Below are 15842 nucleotides of genomic sequence, written 5' to 3'. Positions count from 1 at the left end.
CAGCCTCGCGTCACAGCCTCAGTGGTGGACCGCGCCCAGAAGCGGAAGCGCGGGGGCGGAAGAGTCGTCCTTCACCTCGGACTTCTGACGGATCTCGTTGCACTGGAAGGTGCGCGCCTCGTCAAGGACCTCGATGGTGATGACGTCGATGTCCTGAATGGTCGGGCAGACATCGCGAATGATCTCGATGCTCTGCGAGTAGTGACCGTGGACATCCTCATCGGCCATGGCCGGAGTGACTACCGTGCCGGTCGCCGCCAGGGTCAGAATCGACCCGGCCAGCACCTTCTTGTTCTTGGAATTCATTACGCTGAGCGCTCCTTCCCGGATGATAAAAGCACCCGGTCTGGGTGCCGACGCCGGACTCAACCGGCCTACAGAATCAGAGGTTGCGCGGGCGGCACCCCTTTCACCCGTTCGCTTCCTCGCGACGCTCAACAGTGCGATTCCGCTACGTTCAATAAACGTATCAATGCAGCAACCGGGTGATGATTGCCCTGTCGGAAGAACATCACCACCGGGCGCCGCGTTATTGATTTTGCTGGCGCACTCACTGGGAGACGCCCACATATGCTTAGAAAGGCAGACACACCATGAGTGTGAAGAAGATCGTTGCTGGTTCCGTGCTGACGCTTACCGCCACCGGAATCGCTGTCACCCCGGCCATGGCCGACGAAGAGGTGCACGGCCACTACTCGCAGAACATCGAGATCATCGGCGACGTCTGCCCGACCATTCAGGACATCGACGTCATCACCATCGAGGTTCTGGACGAGGCGCGCACCTTCCAGTGCAACGAGATCCGTCAGGGCTCGAAGGTCCACGACAGCTCGTCCGCCCCCGCGCTGCCGCTCCTCGGCCAGGTCGTGAACAAGTAGAACTCCTGGGCGCCCGTTGTTGCGCTCTTGAGCACCTTTTCATAAAGGGAAGATGGGCCCCGAGCCGACGGTACAGCCGCGCGCCTCGGGGCCCATTTTTCCATGTATGCCGAAACGCCCGCCGGTTTCGCCACCGTTGCTGCAAAAGAGTGAATGACCTTGAGGGGCGAAACCACGGCAACGGCAAGACAGTTAGAGGGGCTGTCGGCGCTTACGGAAAGCGTCGCAGCTACTGGACGCAAGGAAGGCACACAAGAATGAACGCCAAGAAGATTCTCGCCGGCTCGATGCTGACGCTGACCGCCACGGGAATGGCCGTTACCCCGGCCATGGCCGACGAAGAGGTGCACGGCCACTACTCGCAGAACATCGAGATCATCCGTGACATCTGCCCGACCGTCCAGGACATCGACGTCATCACGATCGAGGTTCTGGATGAGGCGCGTGCCTTCCAGTGCAACGAGATCCGTCAGCACTCGAAGGTCTACGACGACTCCGGCGCCCCCGCGCTGCCCATCCTTGGCGCCGTGATCGACTGACGTCGAAGCAGTCCAGCAGTAGGCGAGTCCTACGACGGCCCCGGGGTCGCTGTCTCCACAGCGGCCCCGGCGTTTCATGTGGGCTCAGCCCCGCACTACGGCATGGTGGCCACGACCGACGCGTACGACAGGCCGGCGCCGTAGCCGAGCAGCAGGGCCGTGTCACCAGGCTTGGCCTCGCCAGAGGCGAGCACGGCGTCCATGGCGAGCGGGATGGAAGCGCCCGAGGTGTTGCCCGCGGTGACGATGTCCTTGGCGACCCGCACGCCCTGCGGCAGGCCGATGCGCTTCGCCATCGCGTCGATGATGCGGACGTTGGCCTGGTGCGGGATGAAGACGTCCAGGTCGGCGGGGGTCAGGCCCGCGGCGTCCAGGGCCTGGGTGGCGACCTCGGCCATCTCGTAGACGGCCCAGCGGAAGACCCGCTGCCCTTCCTGCCGCATCCACGGGAACTCCTGGCCGGGCGCATCCCTGAGCACGTCCCACGGGGCGGTCTGCTCGATCGCGTCCGCCTGTGAGCCGTCCGAACCCCAGACCGCCGGACCGATCGCGGGGACCTCGGACGGGCCGATCACCACGGCGCCCGCACCGTCCCCGAAGATGAACGCGGTCGAGCGGTCCTTGAGGTTCAGCAGGTCGGTCATCCGCTCGACGCCGACGACCAGGACATGGCCGCCGCGGCTGCGGACCGCGTCCGCCGCGAGCACCACTCCGTGCACGAACCCGGCGCAGCCCGCCGACAGGTCGAAGGCCGCCGCGCCCCGCGCCCCGACGCGGTGCGCGATCTCCGTCGCCACGGCCGGAGTCTGCTTGAGGTAGGTGAAGGTCGCGGCGATGACGCAGGTGATGTCGGCCGGCGTGATGCCCGCCGCCGCGACGGCCTTGGCCGCGGCCTCCTCGGCCATCACCGCCAGGGTCTCGTCGGGTCCCGCCCAGCGCCGGGTGCGGATTCCCGTGCGGGCGCGGATCCACTCGTCCGACGAGTCGATGAGGCTGCTGGCCTCTTCGTTGTCGACGATCCGGTGTGGGCGGTACGTTCCCACACCCATGATCCGTGCGTAGCGGGCCCCCTGGGACGTGCTCAGTGCCGGGCTCACGTGGTGCCCCACTTGCCCCGCGCCTCGGCGAAGGCCTCGGCGAACAGCGGGTCGGCGACCGAGCCCCGCTCGTGCCTGCCGCCGTACCGCTCCTCGTAGGCGGCGAACCACTCGGGGTCCGAGTCGAGGAACAGTACGTCGTGGAAGGCCATCCAGCGCATGGCCAGCATCGGCACCGGTGAACGTGAGACCTCGAACTCCGGGTTGCGGGCGGCCCGTTCGTCGCACTCCGGGTGGAACTGCGCCAGCATCAGACCGCGGCCCACGAGTTCGGGCTTGGCGAGCGCGTGCGCCTCGTCGAGCAGGCGGTGGCTGCCCTCGGGCAGTCCCGTCAGGACGAGGACCAGGGTGTGCAGGACGCGGTTGCGGCCCTCCCACCGTGTGCCCTCGAAGGCCTCGGCCATCCGGCGCACGAGGCCCACCATTCCCTCGGCGTCGGTCCCCGGGTCGACCTGCCACTCCTCGATGCGGAAGCTCTGCGCCTTCATCGAGGATTCGACGAACGGGCAGACGGCGCCCTCCCGGTTGATACGCTCGTGCGGACGCATGATGAACTCTTCTATCCACTGCCGCCCCCGTTCCAGGGGCGATGCGGCCGAGCGGTCTGGTGTGTCCGCCCTCCCGTACTGCGGAGTGACGGCCGATACCGACGGACTCATGAGGGTTCCCTCCGTGAATTCAGGACGCACTGAACCGCCACCCGGACTCGCGTGACGCAGAGGGGTGTTGAGGTCGCTACGCGACTCAGCGGTTCAGCTCGGGCAGTTGTTGGTCTTGGCCGGTCAACTCATCTCAGGGCGTTGCTCGTCCGGTCGCGCGGCGGTCCGGTGGAACTCAGTAGTTGTCGCCGAAGGCGGCGCGCTGACGCTTCTCGAGCCAGCCGCTGAACAGCTTGCCGATCGGCGCGGCCGCGACGCCGCCCTGCTCCCCCGGCCCGGCCACGGACAGCAGCCACGCCGGCATGAAGCGCAGTGTCCAGCCGGGTGCGGTCTTGCGCATGTGGGTCGCGAAGCCCTTCCAGATCTGCTTGCCGAGGGCTGGGGCGAGGCGGCCGAGGAGCTCGCGCTCCTCGTCGCCCGCGTGCCCGGCAAGCTGTTCGCGCACCTCCTCCGTGCGTTTGGCCAGTTCCGTCGCGACCGCTGGGTCCGTGCCCAGGCGTTTGCTCGTCTCGTGCCAGGTGTGCAGGACCTTCGCCAGCTCTTCGTGCTCGGCGGTCATCAGGGCCAAGGCCTCCTGGTCGGCGCCCAGTTCACGCAGGCGCGGCCAGAGGAAGTCGTCCTCGCCCTCGTGGTGGTGCTCGATCACCTGGAACAGCTTGTCCACGTAGTCGAGGAGGGCGGCGGCCTGTGCGGCGTCGGGCGTACGGGCCAGCTGCTCGGCGCTGCGGGCCACGCGGTCTAGGTCGCGCACCATGGCACGGTGGGCCAGCAGCATCGTCTGGTGGCCCGAGGGCAGGTGGGCGATGGACTCGGTCATGAATGTCGCTCCTTACAGGTCAACGGCGAGCGGTACAGGTGTGCGCGCGCCGGGCACTTCGGTTCACCAGGCCTCGTCCGGCACGGTCATGAGCACCGTGTCCGTCTGCTCCGCGACACGACGCTCTGCGGTCAGCAGCGGAAGCACCTCCTGGGCGAAGAACCTGGCTGTTGCGATCTTGCCTCGGTAGAACGCCGCGTCGGGGGCGTTCAGGCCATCCGGCCGCTCCGCCAGTTTCGACTCGGCCACCGTTGCCTGCCGGAGCAGGAGCCAGCCGAGGAGTACGTCGCCGGCCGCCATCAGGAGCCTGGTCGTGTTCCGTCCGACCTGGTACATCGCTGTGGATTCCTCGAAGGACCGCAGCAGGTGCCCGCCCATGACGTCGACGATGGCCCGCAGCTGCGTGACAGCATCCGCCAACTGGGCGTGCGCCTGCGTGAGTTCCGAGCCCGCCTCGGTGAGTGCCGTCTTCTCCACCTCGGTCAGCAGCGCACCGAGCGCGGCGCCCTGGTCCTTCGCGACCTTGCGGAAGAAGAAGTCGAGGCCCTGGATCGCGGTGGTTCCCTCGTACAACGTGTCGATCTTGGTGTCGCGGATGTACTGCTCCAGCGGGAAGTCCTTGAGGTAGCCGGCGCCGCCGAAGATCTGCAGGGCATGGTTGAGCTGCTCGCAGGCGCGCTCCGAGCTGTAGCCCTTGACGATCGGCAGGAGCAGGTCGTTGAGTGCCTTCGCCTCCTCGTCCACGCTGCCCGAGGCCTCGGCCTGCGCGATCCGGTCCTGCACCGTCGCGGTGTGGAGCACCAGGGCGCGCAGGCCCTCGGCGTACCCCTTCTGGAGGAGCAGGGAGCGCCTGACCTCGGGGTGGCGGGTGAGGGGGACCTTCGGTGCGGCCTTGTCGCCGAAGGCCGCCAGGTCCGTGCCCTGGAGGCGTTCCTTGGCGTACGCGACCGCGTTGAGGTAGCCGGTGGACAGGGTGGCCGCCGACTTCGTGCCGACGATCATCCGGGCCTGCTCGATGACCTGGAACATCTGCCGTATGCCGTCGTGGACCTCGCCGAGGAGTACGCCGACGGCCGGCTGCCCGGCGCCGAACGTGAGCTCGCAGGTGGCCGAGGACTTCAGGCCCATCTTCTCCTCGAGGGCGGTGGCGAACACGCCGTTGCGCCCGCCGAGGCGGCCCGTGGAGACGTCGGCGACGTGGAATTTCGGCACCAGGAAGAGCGAGAGGCCCTTCGTGCCCGGCTTGTGGCCCTCGGGCCGCGCGAGTACGAAGTGGACGATGTTCTCGGCCAGGTCGTGCTCGCCGGAGGTGATGAAGCGCTTGACGCCCTCGATGTGCCAGCTGCCGTCCGCCTGCCGGACCGCCTTGGTCCGGCAGGCACCCACGTCGCTGCCCGCGTCCGGCTCGGTGAGGACCATGGTGGCGCCCCACTGCCGGTCGACCATGAGGCGGGCGAGCTCGCGTTGTTCCGGGGTGCCGAGCCGGTCGAGGATCTTCGCGAAGCCCGCGAGTCCTTGGTAGAGGTAGAGGGAGGGGTTGGCGCCGAGCGCGAGTTCGGCGACGGCCCAGCGCAAGGACGGCGGGATGTCGGCGCCGCCCAGGCGGGACGGCAGGTCGAGCAGGTGCCAGCCAGACTCCATCCAGGTGCGGTACGCCTGCTTGAAGGAGTCGGGCAGCGTGACCGAGCAGGTCGCCGGGTCGTAGCGCGGCGGGGTGCGGTCGGCTTCGACGAAGGGGTCCGCCAGTTCGTGCACGGCGAGCCGCTCCACCTCGGCCAGGATGGAGCGGGCGGTGTCACGGCCCGTCGCCTCGAAGGCTCCCCTGCCGTACGTCCGGTCGCGGCCGAGGACCTCGAAGAGGTTGAACTCCAGGTCCCGCAGGTTCGACTTGTAATGGCTCATGGCGCGCTTCCTCGCTCCTTCGCGGCGATCACGGGTGGTGGTCAGTGGTGCCCGAGCAGGGCGGCCAGCGCCGTGGCCAGGCGCTCGACCTCGTCCACGGTCCCGACGGAGATCCGCAGATAGCCGGGGAGCCCGAGCACGTCGAGGTTGCGCACGAAGATGCGGTGCTCGGCGGCGAGCCGGGCCGCGAACCCGACGCTGTCGCCCGGGGCCGCTCCCTCCCCCGGCACTTTGACCATCACGAAGTTGGCGACGGAGGGGGCGTGTTCGATGTTCAGGGTGTCCAGAGACTTGCAGAGCAGTTCCCTGGCCCGTGCGTTGTCCGCGCGTACCCGGTCGATGTGTTCGGGCTGTTCGAGGGCGCGCAGCACGGCCCGCTGTGCCGGCCGGTTGACGTTGAAGGGCAGGGCGCCCGCGACCGTGTTGATCCGCTGGACGAGGTCCTGGGGGCCTATGACGAAGCCCATGCGGACCGAGGCGAGTCCCCATGCCTTGGAGAAGGTGCGGGTCACCAGGACACGGCGGCCCTCGCGCACCGCGTCCAGGGCGAACTCGTGGGCCGGTCCCGCGAAGTCCATGTACGCCTCGTCGAAGACGAGGACCGTTCCGCTGCGCTCCGCGGCATCGATCAGCTCCGTCACGGCGGCCTGGTCGAGCACCGCTCCGGTCGGGTTGAGCGGGTTGCAGACGAAGGCGAGTTCGGCGCCCCGCTCCATCTCGGCCACGACCCCGTCGACCGGGATCGAGGCGCCGCGCAGCGGGACCGTGTGGGCCCGCGCGCCGACGGCCGCGGCGGACACCACGTAACCGGGGAAGGTGGTGGCGGTGGTGACGACCGAGGCGCCGGGCTCGCGCAGGAACGCCATCGAGGTGACCAGGACCAGCTCATCGGTGCCGTTGCCGACCGCGATCATGTCGGGGGTGACCCCGAAGTGGGCGGCCAGCCTCCCGCGGAGCTCCCCGCACTCGCTGTCGGGGTATCGGTTGAGGTAGCTCGCCGCCTCCGCCCGCACGGCGTCGACGGTTCCGGGCGGCGGGCCGTACGGGTTCTCGTTGAGGTGCAGTCGCAGATGGTCCTCCTTGCCGACGATCTCGGTGTCGGCGAAGAAGCCCGGCGGTGGTGCCTGGACCTGAGGCATGTGGATCCCTTCTCGTACGGTGTCGCCACCCCGGCCGGCCGCACGGCCGGCCCGGTCAGCCCAGTTGGACGCGCGCTATGGTCTGCAGCTGATCGGCCTCCCCGCCGAGCAGGGCCCGGCAGCGGAAGCGCTGGATCTTGCCGCTCGGTGTCCGCGGCAGATGGCCGCGTTCCACGAAGACGCACTCGGAGAGCGCGATGCCCGACTTCTCCCTGGCCACGGCTGCGGCCTGGTCGGCGATGAGCTCGAAGTCGGCGCTGCTGCGCTTGGGTTCGAGCAGGAGCACCAGCTTGGAGACGCCCCCGCCGGCCATGTCGACGAGCGCCGAGCAGCCCTTGCGGACCGGGCCCATCGCCTCGACCGCGGATTCGATCTCGCTGGTGTAGACGTTGCGTCCGCCCACCGAGATCAGGTCGTCGGCCCTGCCGACGAAGTACACCTCTCCGTCGTGCACGAATCCCAGGTCACCGGTGTGCAGGACGCCGTCGTGGAACCGCTCGGCGGTGCGGTCGGCGTCGTTGAGGTAACCGGAGGCCAGACTCGGCGAGTCGACGCGGAGTTCGGAGACGCGGTCCGGTTCCTTGGTCGTCACCGTGACTCCGGGCAGCGGAGGCCCGTTGGAGACGAGCCGGGTGGCGCCCGGCGCGTCCTCGGGGACCTCGACGATGCGGCCGTCGAGCAGCGCGGGACCGTCGAAGCTGCGGGTGACGGGGTCCTCGCCGAGCGGGGAGCAGGAGACCGCGAGGGTCGCCTCGGCCATTCCGTACGCGGGCATGAACGCCGTGGCCGAGAAGCCCGAGGGGCCGAACGCGGCGACGGTGGCCTCCAGGGTCTCCCAGTCGACGCGTTCCGCCCCCACCACGCAGACCTTCAGGGCGAGCGGCTTGGGCAGCTGGTTGCGGCCCTGGGCGCGGGCGGCCAGGTGCAGGGCGGTGTTGGTGCCCGCGGTCATGGTGGCGCCGTACTCGGACATGTCGCGGAACCAGGTGCGCGGTGCCATGCCGAACCGCTCGGGCGACGACAGGACGAAGTCGTAGTCGAAGGCCCAGGCGTGCAGCATGGTGCCGAAGATGCCCATGTCGTGCGAGAGCGGCAGCCAGGAGGCGATCGTCTCGGCGCCGGGGCGCCCGCCGGTCATCTCGTGCAGCATGTGCAGGTGGGTGCCGATGGCCCGGGTGCTGAGCTCGCATCCCTTGGGCAGGCTGGTGCTGCCTGACGAGTACTGGATGAAGGCGGTGTCCTCGGGGCCTGGCGGCGTCGGGTCGATGCGGTGATCCCCGTACAGGGACGTCCAGTTGAGCACCGGGAACCGGGCGGCGAGCTCCACGGGGACGAGCGGCGCGAGGCCCTCGTCGATCAGGAGCACCGTGGGGCCGAGCCGCTCGGTGAGCACGCTCAGCTGGGCGCCGTACTCCTGCGGGCTCTGGCCACGGGCGGGCAGCGGGAACGAGGCGACGGCCCCGCCCGCCAGCCAGACCGCGAGGAGCCCGCGCAGGGTGTGCGCCGAGTTGGTCAGGACGGTGGCGACCCGGCTGCCGGGCGTGACTCCGGCGGCGCGCAGGGTCGTGGCCATGCCGTGGGCGTCGGCGACGACCTCGCTCCACGGGGTGTGCCCAAAGCCGTCGTCCTCCTGCCAGTGGTGCAGTACTCCGTGGGAATCGTCGCGCAGGAGGAGGTCCCAGAGTCCGGCGTCGGTGGTTGCCATGGTCACTCCACATCCACGAGGGAGAGATCGTTTCCGCCGCGCGAACGGTCCGCCATGGGCGCGATCCGCTGCTGGCTGACCAGGAGTTCCTCCTGGCTGAGCTTGGTGCCGTTGACGCGGCTCACGCCGGCCTCGCGCATCGTCATCCGCTCGGTGTCGATCCGGATGACCTTCCAGGCGAGGCGGGTCTTCTCCAGGCTCCAGATGAAGATCGCGGAGAGGTCGACCTCGTACCACTTCATGCCGTGCCGTGCGGACCGCGGGAAGGCGTGGTGGTTGTTGTGCCAGGCCTCGCCGAAGGAGGGTATGGCCAGCCAGGCGACGTTGCGGGAGTGGTCGGTGGTGGTGAAGCGGCGGCGGCCGAAGTAGTGGCCGATGGAGTTCACCGCGTACGTCATGTGATTGATGAGGAAGATCCGCACGAGACCGCCCCACAGCATGCCCGTGAACAGCGCCTGGACGGAGCCGCCGGTGATGGCGAAGGCGAGCAGACCGGGCAGGACGACACCGGCGGCGACGACGGCCACGAAGTTCTCACTGAGCCAGCGCAGCGGCTTCTCCCTGACCAGGTCGGGGCAGTAGCGGATCGGATCGGAGCTGAGGTTTGTGTCGAAGAGCCAGCCGAGGTGGGCGTGCCACATGCCGGCCATCGCGCCCTTGAAGCCGGGCTCGAATCCCAGGTGCGGGCTGTGCGGGTCGCCTTCCTTGTCGGCGACGCGGTGGTGCTTGCGGTGGTGGGCCGCCCAGATGATCGGCGGGCCCTGTCCGGCGAGTACGCCCGCCGTGGCGAGGGCGACGCGGACCGGCTTGTACGTCTCGAACGAGCGGTGGGTCAGCATGCGGTGGTAGCCGGTGGATATGCCGATCCCGGAGATGACGTACATCACGACCGTGACCAGGACGTCGGTCCAGCCGAAGATGTGGTTCCAGGCCAGGACCATGGCGGCGCCGAGTGCGAACAGCGGCACCAAAGAGGCCGTGAGCATGTACCAGCGGTGTTCCTTGCCGTCCATTTCTTCCCCTTGCTTTCGTTGGTCTTCGGGGCCGGAGGCCCGGGGCGTCGGACACCCTCGGCGTCAGACACCCGAGGTGGTCTCCGGGTCGAACTCGGTGCGGAGGGCGGGCAGAACGAAGGAGAGCAGCGCGGCGCATCCGGTGAGCACCGTCCCGACGAGGAACACGGTGTGGAAACTCGTCAGGAGGGCGTCCGGCATGGCCGCGCCGGATGCGATCTCGTCGTCCAGGCGGCTGCTCGCCAGGGTGGCGAGGACCGCGAGGCCGATGGCGCCGCCGATCTGCTGGCCGGTGTTGAGCACCCCGGACGCCGCGCCCGAGTCCGCCTTCGGCACACCGCTGACGGCGGCCACCACGAGCGGCACCATGGCCAGGCCGTAACCGGCCGCGCAGAGCAGCAGCGTGGGCAGGATGTCGGTGGCGTACGAGGCCTTGAGCGGGGCATTGAGCAGCAGGCCGAGCCCGGCGGTGGCGGACGCGAGGCCGATCAGGCACAGGATGCGGCTGCCGAGCTTGGGCAGCAGCTGGATCGCGATGCCGGAGAAGACCGCCATGGTGACGCCGAAGGGAGCCCAGGACACTCCGGCGCGCAGCGGGGACCAGTCCAGGAGGTTCTGCATGTACTGGGTCAGGAAGAAGAAGATCCCGTACAGGCCCGATGCGGCGAGCAGCATGATGACGTTGGCCGCGGAGATCTGCCGGCTCGCGAAGATCCCGAGGCGGATCAGCGGCTCGGGAGCGCGCTGTTCCCTGATGACGAACGCCACAAGGAGCAGGACGGAGCCGATGAGCCCGGCGATGGTGGCGGCGGAGCCCCAGGGGCGGTGGTTGGTGCTGATCACGGTGTAGACGAACAGCAGCAGACCGCCGGTGATGAGGACGGCTCCCATGCCGTCCGTCGCGGGCCGCTTGCCCGGGGCGCCGTCCTCGCGGTCGGCGAGCGCGGGCTTCAGGGCGAGGGCGAAGAGGAGGACGCCGACCGGGATGTTGATGAAGAACACCCAGCGCCAGTCGATGAGATCGGTGACGATCCCGCCGAGCAGCACGCCGGAGACCCCGGAGATCCCGGTGAGCCCGCCCCAGATGCCGAGCGCCTTGCGGCGCTCCCTCGCCTCGGTGAAGACCGTGATCAGGATGGACAGGGCGGCCGGGCTGAGCAGCGCGGCACCGAAACCCTGGGCGCCGCGCGACACGATCAGCATCTCGGGCGAGTTGGCCAGGCCGCAGGCGAGCGAGGCGGCCGTGAAGACCGCGAGGCCGGTGAGGAACACCCGCCGTCTGCCGAAGAGGTCGGCGCAGCGGCCGCCGAGCACCAGGAAGCCGCCGAACAGCAGCATGTAGGCGTCGACGACCCAGGCCAGTGAGGCCCGGTCGAAGTCGAGGGTGGTGCGGATCGACGGCAGCGCCATGGCGACGACCGTGTCGTCGATGATGACCATGAACTGTGCGCCGCAGGTCACCGCGAGCGCGAGCCCTGCCGCCCTGGTTGCCGCGCCGCCGCTCTCGGCTGCCGCGGTGGACGAGGCGGTTCCCCTGCCCATATGCCTTCTCCTGTTCGCCAAGCTGTGTGGGGGTGCTGCGTGGGGTGCTTCTGTGTCCGGGAGGGTCAGGAGGCCGCGGCCTGCGCGACGACCCGGTTGAGGCGGTCCATGCGCGTGGCCAGGCTCATCCGGCCCTCCAGGCGGAAGGCGGGCAGGCGTCGGCCGTCGACGTCGCTGAAGCCGTACTCGTCGGCCAGATCACCGGTGGAGAGCACCTGGCCGGAGCGGCTCAGCACGTCGGGGTCCGCGGCGAGCGCGTTGATCGCGCGGCCCACGTACTCCGGCGAGTGGACCACCGCGGCGGGGCCGTCGCCCAAGGCCTCCCAGGCCGCCTCGACCCGCTCGGTGCGGACGAAGCCCGGGTGCAGGGAGAGCGCGGCGATCTTCTTCTTGCGCAGGTCGGCCGCGAACGCCTTGCTGAGCCGGTCGTTGGCGGACTTGAAGACGTCGTACGCCGCCTGGCCCAGGTAGGTGTCGCCGTCGGTGAAGCCGATACCGACGATCAGTCCGGTCTTCCCGTCGTCCTTCCCGAACATCAGCGGGGTGAGCAGCCGCGTGATGTCGTACTGGGCACGCAACGATCCCTCGCAGAGTTCGTAGCGCCACATCGGCTGGTCCCAGTACGGGGCGTCGAAGCGCACGTCGCTCGAACGCTCGTAACCCGCCCACGCGTTGTTCACGAGGAGGTCCAGTTTGCCGTAGTCGCCCCTGACGCGGTCCGTGAGCGCCTGGTTGTCCTCGGTCGACCGGTGGTCGCAGCGCACGGCGATGCCGGTGCCGCCGCGGGCGGTGACCTCGTCCGCGGTGTCGTCGACCGTGCCGGGCAGGCCTTCGGTGCGGCCCTCGGTGCGGGTGCTGCGCCCGGTGACGTACACCGTCGCGCCGGCGCTGCCGAGGGCGAGGGCGATGCCGCGGCCCACGCCCCTGCTGGCGCCGGTGACCACGGCGACGGTTGTGTCGAGCCGCGGGGGCTTCCACTCCTCGCTCACGGGGGTCACGGGGTTGACGGGGTTCACGGCGTCCACGGTGGCGTCCTTTCTGACTGGCTAGCTGAGGTGGGCGGAGGCGTATTCGAGCGTCCGCTGGTAGGCGTCCGTGTCGTGGACGAAGGGGACCTGGTAGCGCTCGCGCAGTTCCGGCATCGACGTGGGCAGGACCCCGCCGCCGCAGCGGGTCACCTCGCTGACGTCCCGCAGGACGGAGAGGTACGAGCGGGCCAGCGGCGGCAACCGGTGCAGCTCCTCGGGGTCGAGGGCGTCGGGGTCGGTGACAGGGGGCGGGGTGAGGGTGCGGCCGAGGCCCGCCGCGTGCTTGGCGCACACGTCGATGGCGGCCTCCATGTCCATGGCCTCGTCGCCGTACGTCACCCAGAACTCGCCGCTGGTGTCGCCGAGTTCGACGGCCGCGAGCACCGCCTTGGCGAGCAGGTCCTGCGGGACGATGTCGATGCGGTTGCCCTCGTGCACGGGGATGAAGGGCGCCCGGCCGCGGCAGATCCAGTCGGACATCAGCTGCACGATCTGGCCCCGTGAGGTCCAGCCGGTCCGGGAGTCGCCGATCAGGTTGGTCGGCCGGAACACGGTGTGCGGGAGGCCGCTGTCCCGCAGGAGCTGCTCCGAACGGAGCTTGGAGCGCACGTAGTTGGTGGTGACGTTGGTGTCGCTGAGCTTGTACGGGGCGCTCGCCGAGAGCGCCGCCACGAACGCGGTGCTCATGAAGTGCACGGTGGCGCCCGAGAGTTCCGCGAACTCGATGACGCGGCGGGTGCCGTCCACGTTCACCGGCTTGTAGCGCTCGTCCGGCAGTCCCCACTCGGTGAGGCCCGCCGAGTGGATGACGGTGTCCACGTCCCGGGCGAGGGCCCGGTAGCTGTCCTCGTCGAGGCCGAAACGCGGCTCGGCCAGATCGGCGTCGAGTACGTGCTCGGTCCCGGCCGGCAGGGCCACACCGCCGGGCCTCGCCATGGAGATGAGCCGGATCGGTCGGCCCGGCATCTCCTCCAGGATGGCGCGGCCCACGACGCCGGACGCGCCGGTGAGCAGTACGGTGCGTCGCTCGCTCATGCCCGGGACTCCTTCCACTCCATCAGCCGTGTGGTGGCGCGGGCCCCGACGTAGAGGAACGGCTCGGGCGGGAAGTCGCGCTGCTTGCGGTGCTTGTCGTCCACGTACAGGAGCCGCGCGTACTCGGAGTCCTTGCCGAGGACGAGGTCGCGCAGGACCTTGCCGCCGGTGTGCGTGGCGGCGATGCCGTTGCCGTTGAAGCCGTAGCCGTAGAAGACGTTGCCGCCGGGCAGTGACCCGAAGTGCGGTGCGTAGTCACGGGTGACGTCGACGGTGCCGCCGTAGGTGTAGGTGAACTTGACGTCCCGCCACATGGGGAAGAACCGTCCGAACTCCTTGTGCAGCTCGCGGTAGGCCCGCTGGTCGTTCATGCGGCGCCGGCGCATGTCGCGGCCGTAGAAGTAGAGGGCGGGACCGCCCGCCCACATCAGACGGTTGTCGGCGGTGAAGCGGGCGCACGTCAGGAAGGTCTTCGCCTCGACGAGACCCTCGCGGCCCGCCCAGGCGATACGGCCCAGCTGCTCGTCGGTGAGCGGTTCGCTCACCATCGCGTAGCTCCAGATGGGCACGGTCTTGTTGCGGAACTCCTTGAAGGTGAACTGGTGCGCGTTGGCCGCGATGATCACCTTGTCGGCCCTGATCCGGCCGCCGGGGGTGACGACCGTGGGCCGCGCCCCGGGGTCGACGCGCAGGACCGGGGTGTTCTCGTAGACGGTCACCCCGCGCTCCTTGACGACCCGGGCCACACCGCGGGCCAGGCGGAACGGGTTGACCAGGGCGCCGCCGGTGCGCATGGCGCCCACGATGGCGGGTGAGCCGATCAGCTCCCGTGCCTGGCCGCCCGACAGGAGCTCGGGCTGCTCGCGGCCCGCGATGGTGGTCGCGAGCTCCCGGTCGGCGCGCAGGCGGCGCAGCTGGGCCTGGTCGGTGGCGACCATCAGGTAGTCATTGGCCTCGTACTCCGCGTCGATCTTGTTGCGGCGCGTGAAGCGGCCGATCTCCAGGATGGAACGCCCGACGGCCTGCGAGGCCTCCAGGGCGCGGCGGGTGCCGAACTCCTCGACCAGGGCCTGGATGTCCTTGCCGATGGTCGGGGTGACGAAGCCGTCCGCGCGGCCCGAAGCGCCGTAGCCGGAGTGCTTGGCCTCGACGATGCGGATGTCGAGGGCGGGCTCGGCCTCCTTCAGGAAGTGCGCGGCCCACAGGCCGGTGTAGCCACCGCCGACGATGGCGATGTCGCAGTCGACGTCGTCCCGCAGCGGGGGTTCGGGCGTGACGGACTCCGTCTCGTGCCAATAGACGACGTTCTTTCGTGTGGTCACTCTCAACGCCCCTTTTCGAGAATGATCCTCGCGAGGCCCAGGTGACGGTTCTTGAAGTGCCGCACGCTCGCGCCGAGATAGTTCTCGTAATTGACGACGTTGTCCTCGCCCGAGATGCGTACGGCGGCTTCCCTGTTCTCCTGGAGTCGCCGCAGCCATTCCCCGCAGGTACGGCTGTAGTGGTCCGGGTCGTTGCGCAGGGACACCACATCGAAGAGCTTTTCGCTGGATTCGATGACTTCGGAGAGCGCCGGGATCTCCGATTCCGGGAAAATGGTCTCGATGATGAACATGAGCTCACGCACGGTGGCCTTGTCCATCACGGTGTTGTTGCCCTTGATGTTCGTCTGCAGGGCGATGCGGCCGTGCGAGGGCAGCCATTCGTAGCAGCGCTCGAAGAACTCGCGGTAGGCCGCGATGCGTTCGGCCCTGGAGAGCCCGGTCCTGGCGAAGTGCTCGAAGGCGCCGATCGAGATGATCGCGTCGTAGCCCTCCGTCGGCTCGTGGTTCAGCCAGTTCTCCACCCGGATCTCGGTGCGCGCGATCCCGGACGCCCTGACCAGTTCGGCCTGGCTGTCGCTGAGGGTGAGCCCCGTGGCGTGCTGCACGCCGTAGATCCCGGTGAGGCGCTTGAGGAGGCTCCCCCAGCCGCAGCCGACGTCCAGGACCCGGCCGGCGCCCGCCGCCCTGGCCCCCTCGATGAGGTAGTCCAGCTTGCGGACCTGTGCCGCCTCCAAGTCGTCCTGAATTCCCGCCAGTTCTGCGCCCGACTCGTCCCACAGGGCGCAGGTGTAGGTGAGCGAACCGTCCAGCCACAGGCCGTAGAAGTCGTTGGAGACGTCGTAGTGGTGCCTGATCGCCTCGGCCGTGGCGCCCTGGTAGGCGGCGGTGCTCATGCGGCGGCCGCGGTCTGCGTGGACTCGACCAGCTTGACCAGGTCGCCGACGGTCTTCACGTTCGCCGCCTGGCTCGGGTCGAGCTCGATCTCCGCGTCGTCCTCGACGGTGTAGACGATGTCGGCGATCTGCAGGCTCGAAAGGCCCACCGAGTCGAAGGCCGTGTCGGCGCCGAGCGTGAGGCCGGAGGCCTTGTTGCCGAGCTTCTTCGCTATGAGGGCGCAGACGGTTTCCACGGTGATCACGATGGTGTTCCTTCCGGTCGGTGCG

Annotated in this window: 16 protein-coding genes; 2 read left to right on the top strand and 14 right to left on the bottom strand. The window is 69.2% G+C overall.

Going from position 1 to position 15842, the window contains the following annotated elements:
* Nucleotides 1-18 precede the first annotated feature (18 nt).
* Nucleotides 19-306 carry a hypothetical protein gene (locus AB0I94_RS04710; protein ID WP_363307954.1) on the bottom strand — a complete coding sequence of 96 codons (288 nt, stop codon included), beginning with the start codon at nt 304-306 and terminating at the stop codon, nt 19-21.
* A gap of 287 nt (nt 307-593) precedes the next feature.
* Between AB0I94_RS04710 and AB0I94_RS04705 the strand changes: the two genes are divergently transcribed.
* On the top strand, nt 594-878 hold the full coding sequence (locus tag AB0I94_RS04705; RefSeq protein ID WP_363307953.1) for a hypothetical protein: 285 nt from the start codon (nt 594-596) through the stop codon (nt 876-878).
* A 257-nt stretch (nt 879-1135) separates the two neighbouring features.
* Nucleotides 1136-1417 carry a hypothetical protein gene (locus AB0I94_RS04700; protein WP_363307952.1) on the top strand — a complete coding sequence of 94 codons (282 nt, stop codon included), beginning with the start codon at nt 1136-1138 and terminating at the stop codon, nt 1415-1417.
* A gap of 95 nt (nt 1418-1512) precedes the next feature.
* Here the strand turns inward: AB0I94_RS04700 and AB0I94_RS04695 are convergent, their stop codons facing one another.
* From AB0I94_RS04695 to AB0I94_RS04635, 13 genes are all read right to left on the bottom strand, one after another.
* Complete coding sequence (locus tag AB0I94_RS04695; RefSeq protein ID WP_363307951.1) at nt 1513-2514, bottom strand: beta-ketoacyl-ACP synthase III; 1002 nt, start codon at nt 2512-2514, stop codon at nt 1513-1515.
* Nucleotides 2511-3173: a DUF6875 domain-containing protein gene (locus AB0I94_RS04690; protein ID WP_363307950.1), complete on the bottom strand. Its 663-nt coding sequence runs from the start codon at nt 3171-3173 to the stop codon at nt 2511-2513. The genes AB0I94_RS04695 and AB0I94_RS04690 overlap by 4 nt, the downstream gene beginning before the upstream one ends.
* A gap of 175 nt (nt 3174-3348) precedes the next feature.
* Nucleotides 3349-3990 (bottom strand): hemerythrin domain-containing protein, encoded by a 642-nt coding sequence (locus tag AB0I94_RS04685; protein WP_363307949.1) that lies wholly within the window; start codon nt 3988-3990, stop codon nt 3349-3351.
* Between the two features lie 63 nt (nt 3991-4053).
* Nucleotides 4054-5892 (bottom strand): acyl-CoA dehydrogenase, encoded by a 1839-nt coding sequence (locus AB0I94_RS04680; RefSeq protein ID WP_363307948.1) that lies wholly within the window; start codon nt 5890-5892, stop codon nt 4054-4056.
* A 41-nt stretch (nt 5893-5933) separates the two neighbouring features.
* Nucleotides 5934-7031: a histidinol-phosphate transaminase gene (locus AB0I94_RS04675; protein ID WP_363307947.1), complete on the bottom strand. Its 1098-nt coding sequence runs from the start codon at nt 7029-7031 to the stop codon at nt 5934-5936.
* Nucleotides 7032-7086: 55 nt separating this feature from the next.
* On the bottom strand, nt 7087-8736 hold the full coding sequence (locus AB0I94_RS04670) for an AMP-binding protein (RefSeq protein WP_363307946.1): 1650 nt from the start codon (nt 8734-8736) through the stop codon (nt 7087-7089).
* 2 nt (nt 8737-8738) lie between these two features.
* Nucleotides 8739-9749, bottom strand: a complete 1011-nt coding sequence (locus AB0I94_RS04665) for an acyl-CoA desaturase (protein WP_363307945.1) — start codon at nt 9747-9749, stop codon at nt 8739-8741.
* Between the two features lie 63 nt (nt 9750-9812).
* Nucleotides 9813-11291, bottom strand: coding sequence for an MFS transporter (locus tag AB0I94_RS04660; protein ID WP_363307944.1), 1479 nt, complete (start codon nt 11289-11291; stop codon nt 9813-9815).
* Nucleotides 11292-11356: 65 nt separating this feature from the next.
* The gene (locus AB0I94_RS04655; protein ID WP_363307943.1) at nt 11357-12316 is read right to left on the bottom strand and encodes an SDR family NAD(P)-dependent oxidoreductase; all 960 of its coding nucleotides are present in this window, start codon (nt 12314-12316) and stop codon (nt 11357-11359) included.
* Between the two features lie 21 nt (nt 12317-12337).
* On the bottom strand, nt 12338-13354 hold the full coding sequence (locus AB0I94_RS04650; protein WP_363307942.1) for an SDR family oxidoreductase: 1017 nt from the start codon (nt 13352-13354) through the stop codon (nt 12338-12340).
* Complete coding sequence (locus AB0I94_RS04645; RefSeq protein ID WP_363307941.1) at nt 13351-14676, bottom strand: FAD-binding oxidoreductase; 1326 nt, start codon at nt 14674-14676, stop codon at nt 13351-13353. Before AB0I94_RS04645 ends, AB0I94_RS04650 begins: the two co-directional genes overlap by 4 nt.
* Before the next feature lie 2 nt (nt 14677-14678).
* A complete protein-coding gene (locus tag AB0I94_RS04640; RefSeq protein ID WP_363307940.1) occupies nt 14679-15572 on the bottom strand; it encodes a cyclopropane-fatty-acyl-phospholipid synthase family protein in 894 nt (297 codons plus the stop codon).
* Nucleotides 15569-15817: an acyl carrier protein gene (locus tag AB0I94_RS04635; protein WP_363307939.1), complete on the bottom strand. Its 249-nt coding sequence runs from the start codon at nt 15815-15817 to the stop codon at nt 15569-15571. The genes AB0I94_RS04640 and AB0I94_RS04635 overlap by 4 nt, the downstream gene beginning before the upstream one ends.
* Nucleotides 15818-15842 lie beyond the last annotated feature (25 nt).

This window comes from Streptomyces sp. NPDC050147, assembly GCF_040660195.1.
Taxonomy (GTDB): domain Bacteria; phylum Actinomycetota; class Actinomycetes; order Streptomycetales; family Streptomycetaceae; genus Streptomyces.
Note: the sequence above shows the minus strand (reverse complement) of the source record. Positions and strands in the feature narration are given on the sequence as shown.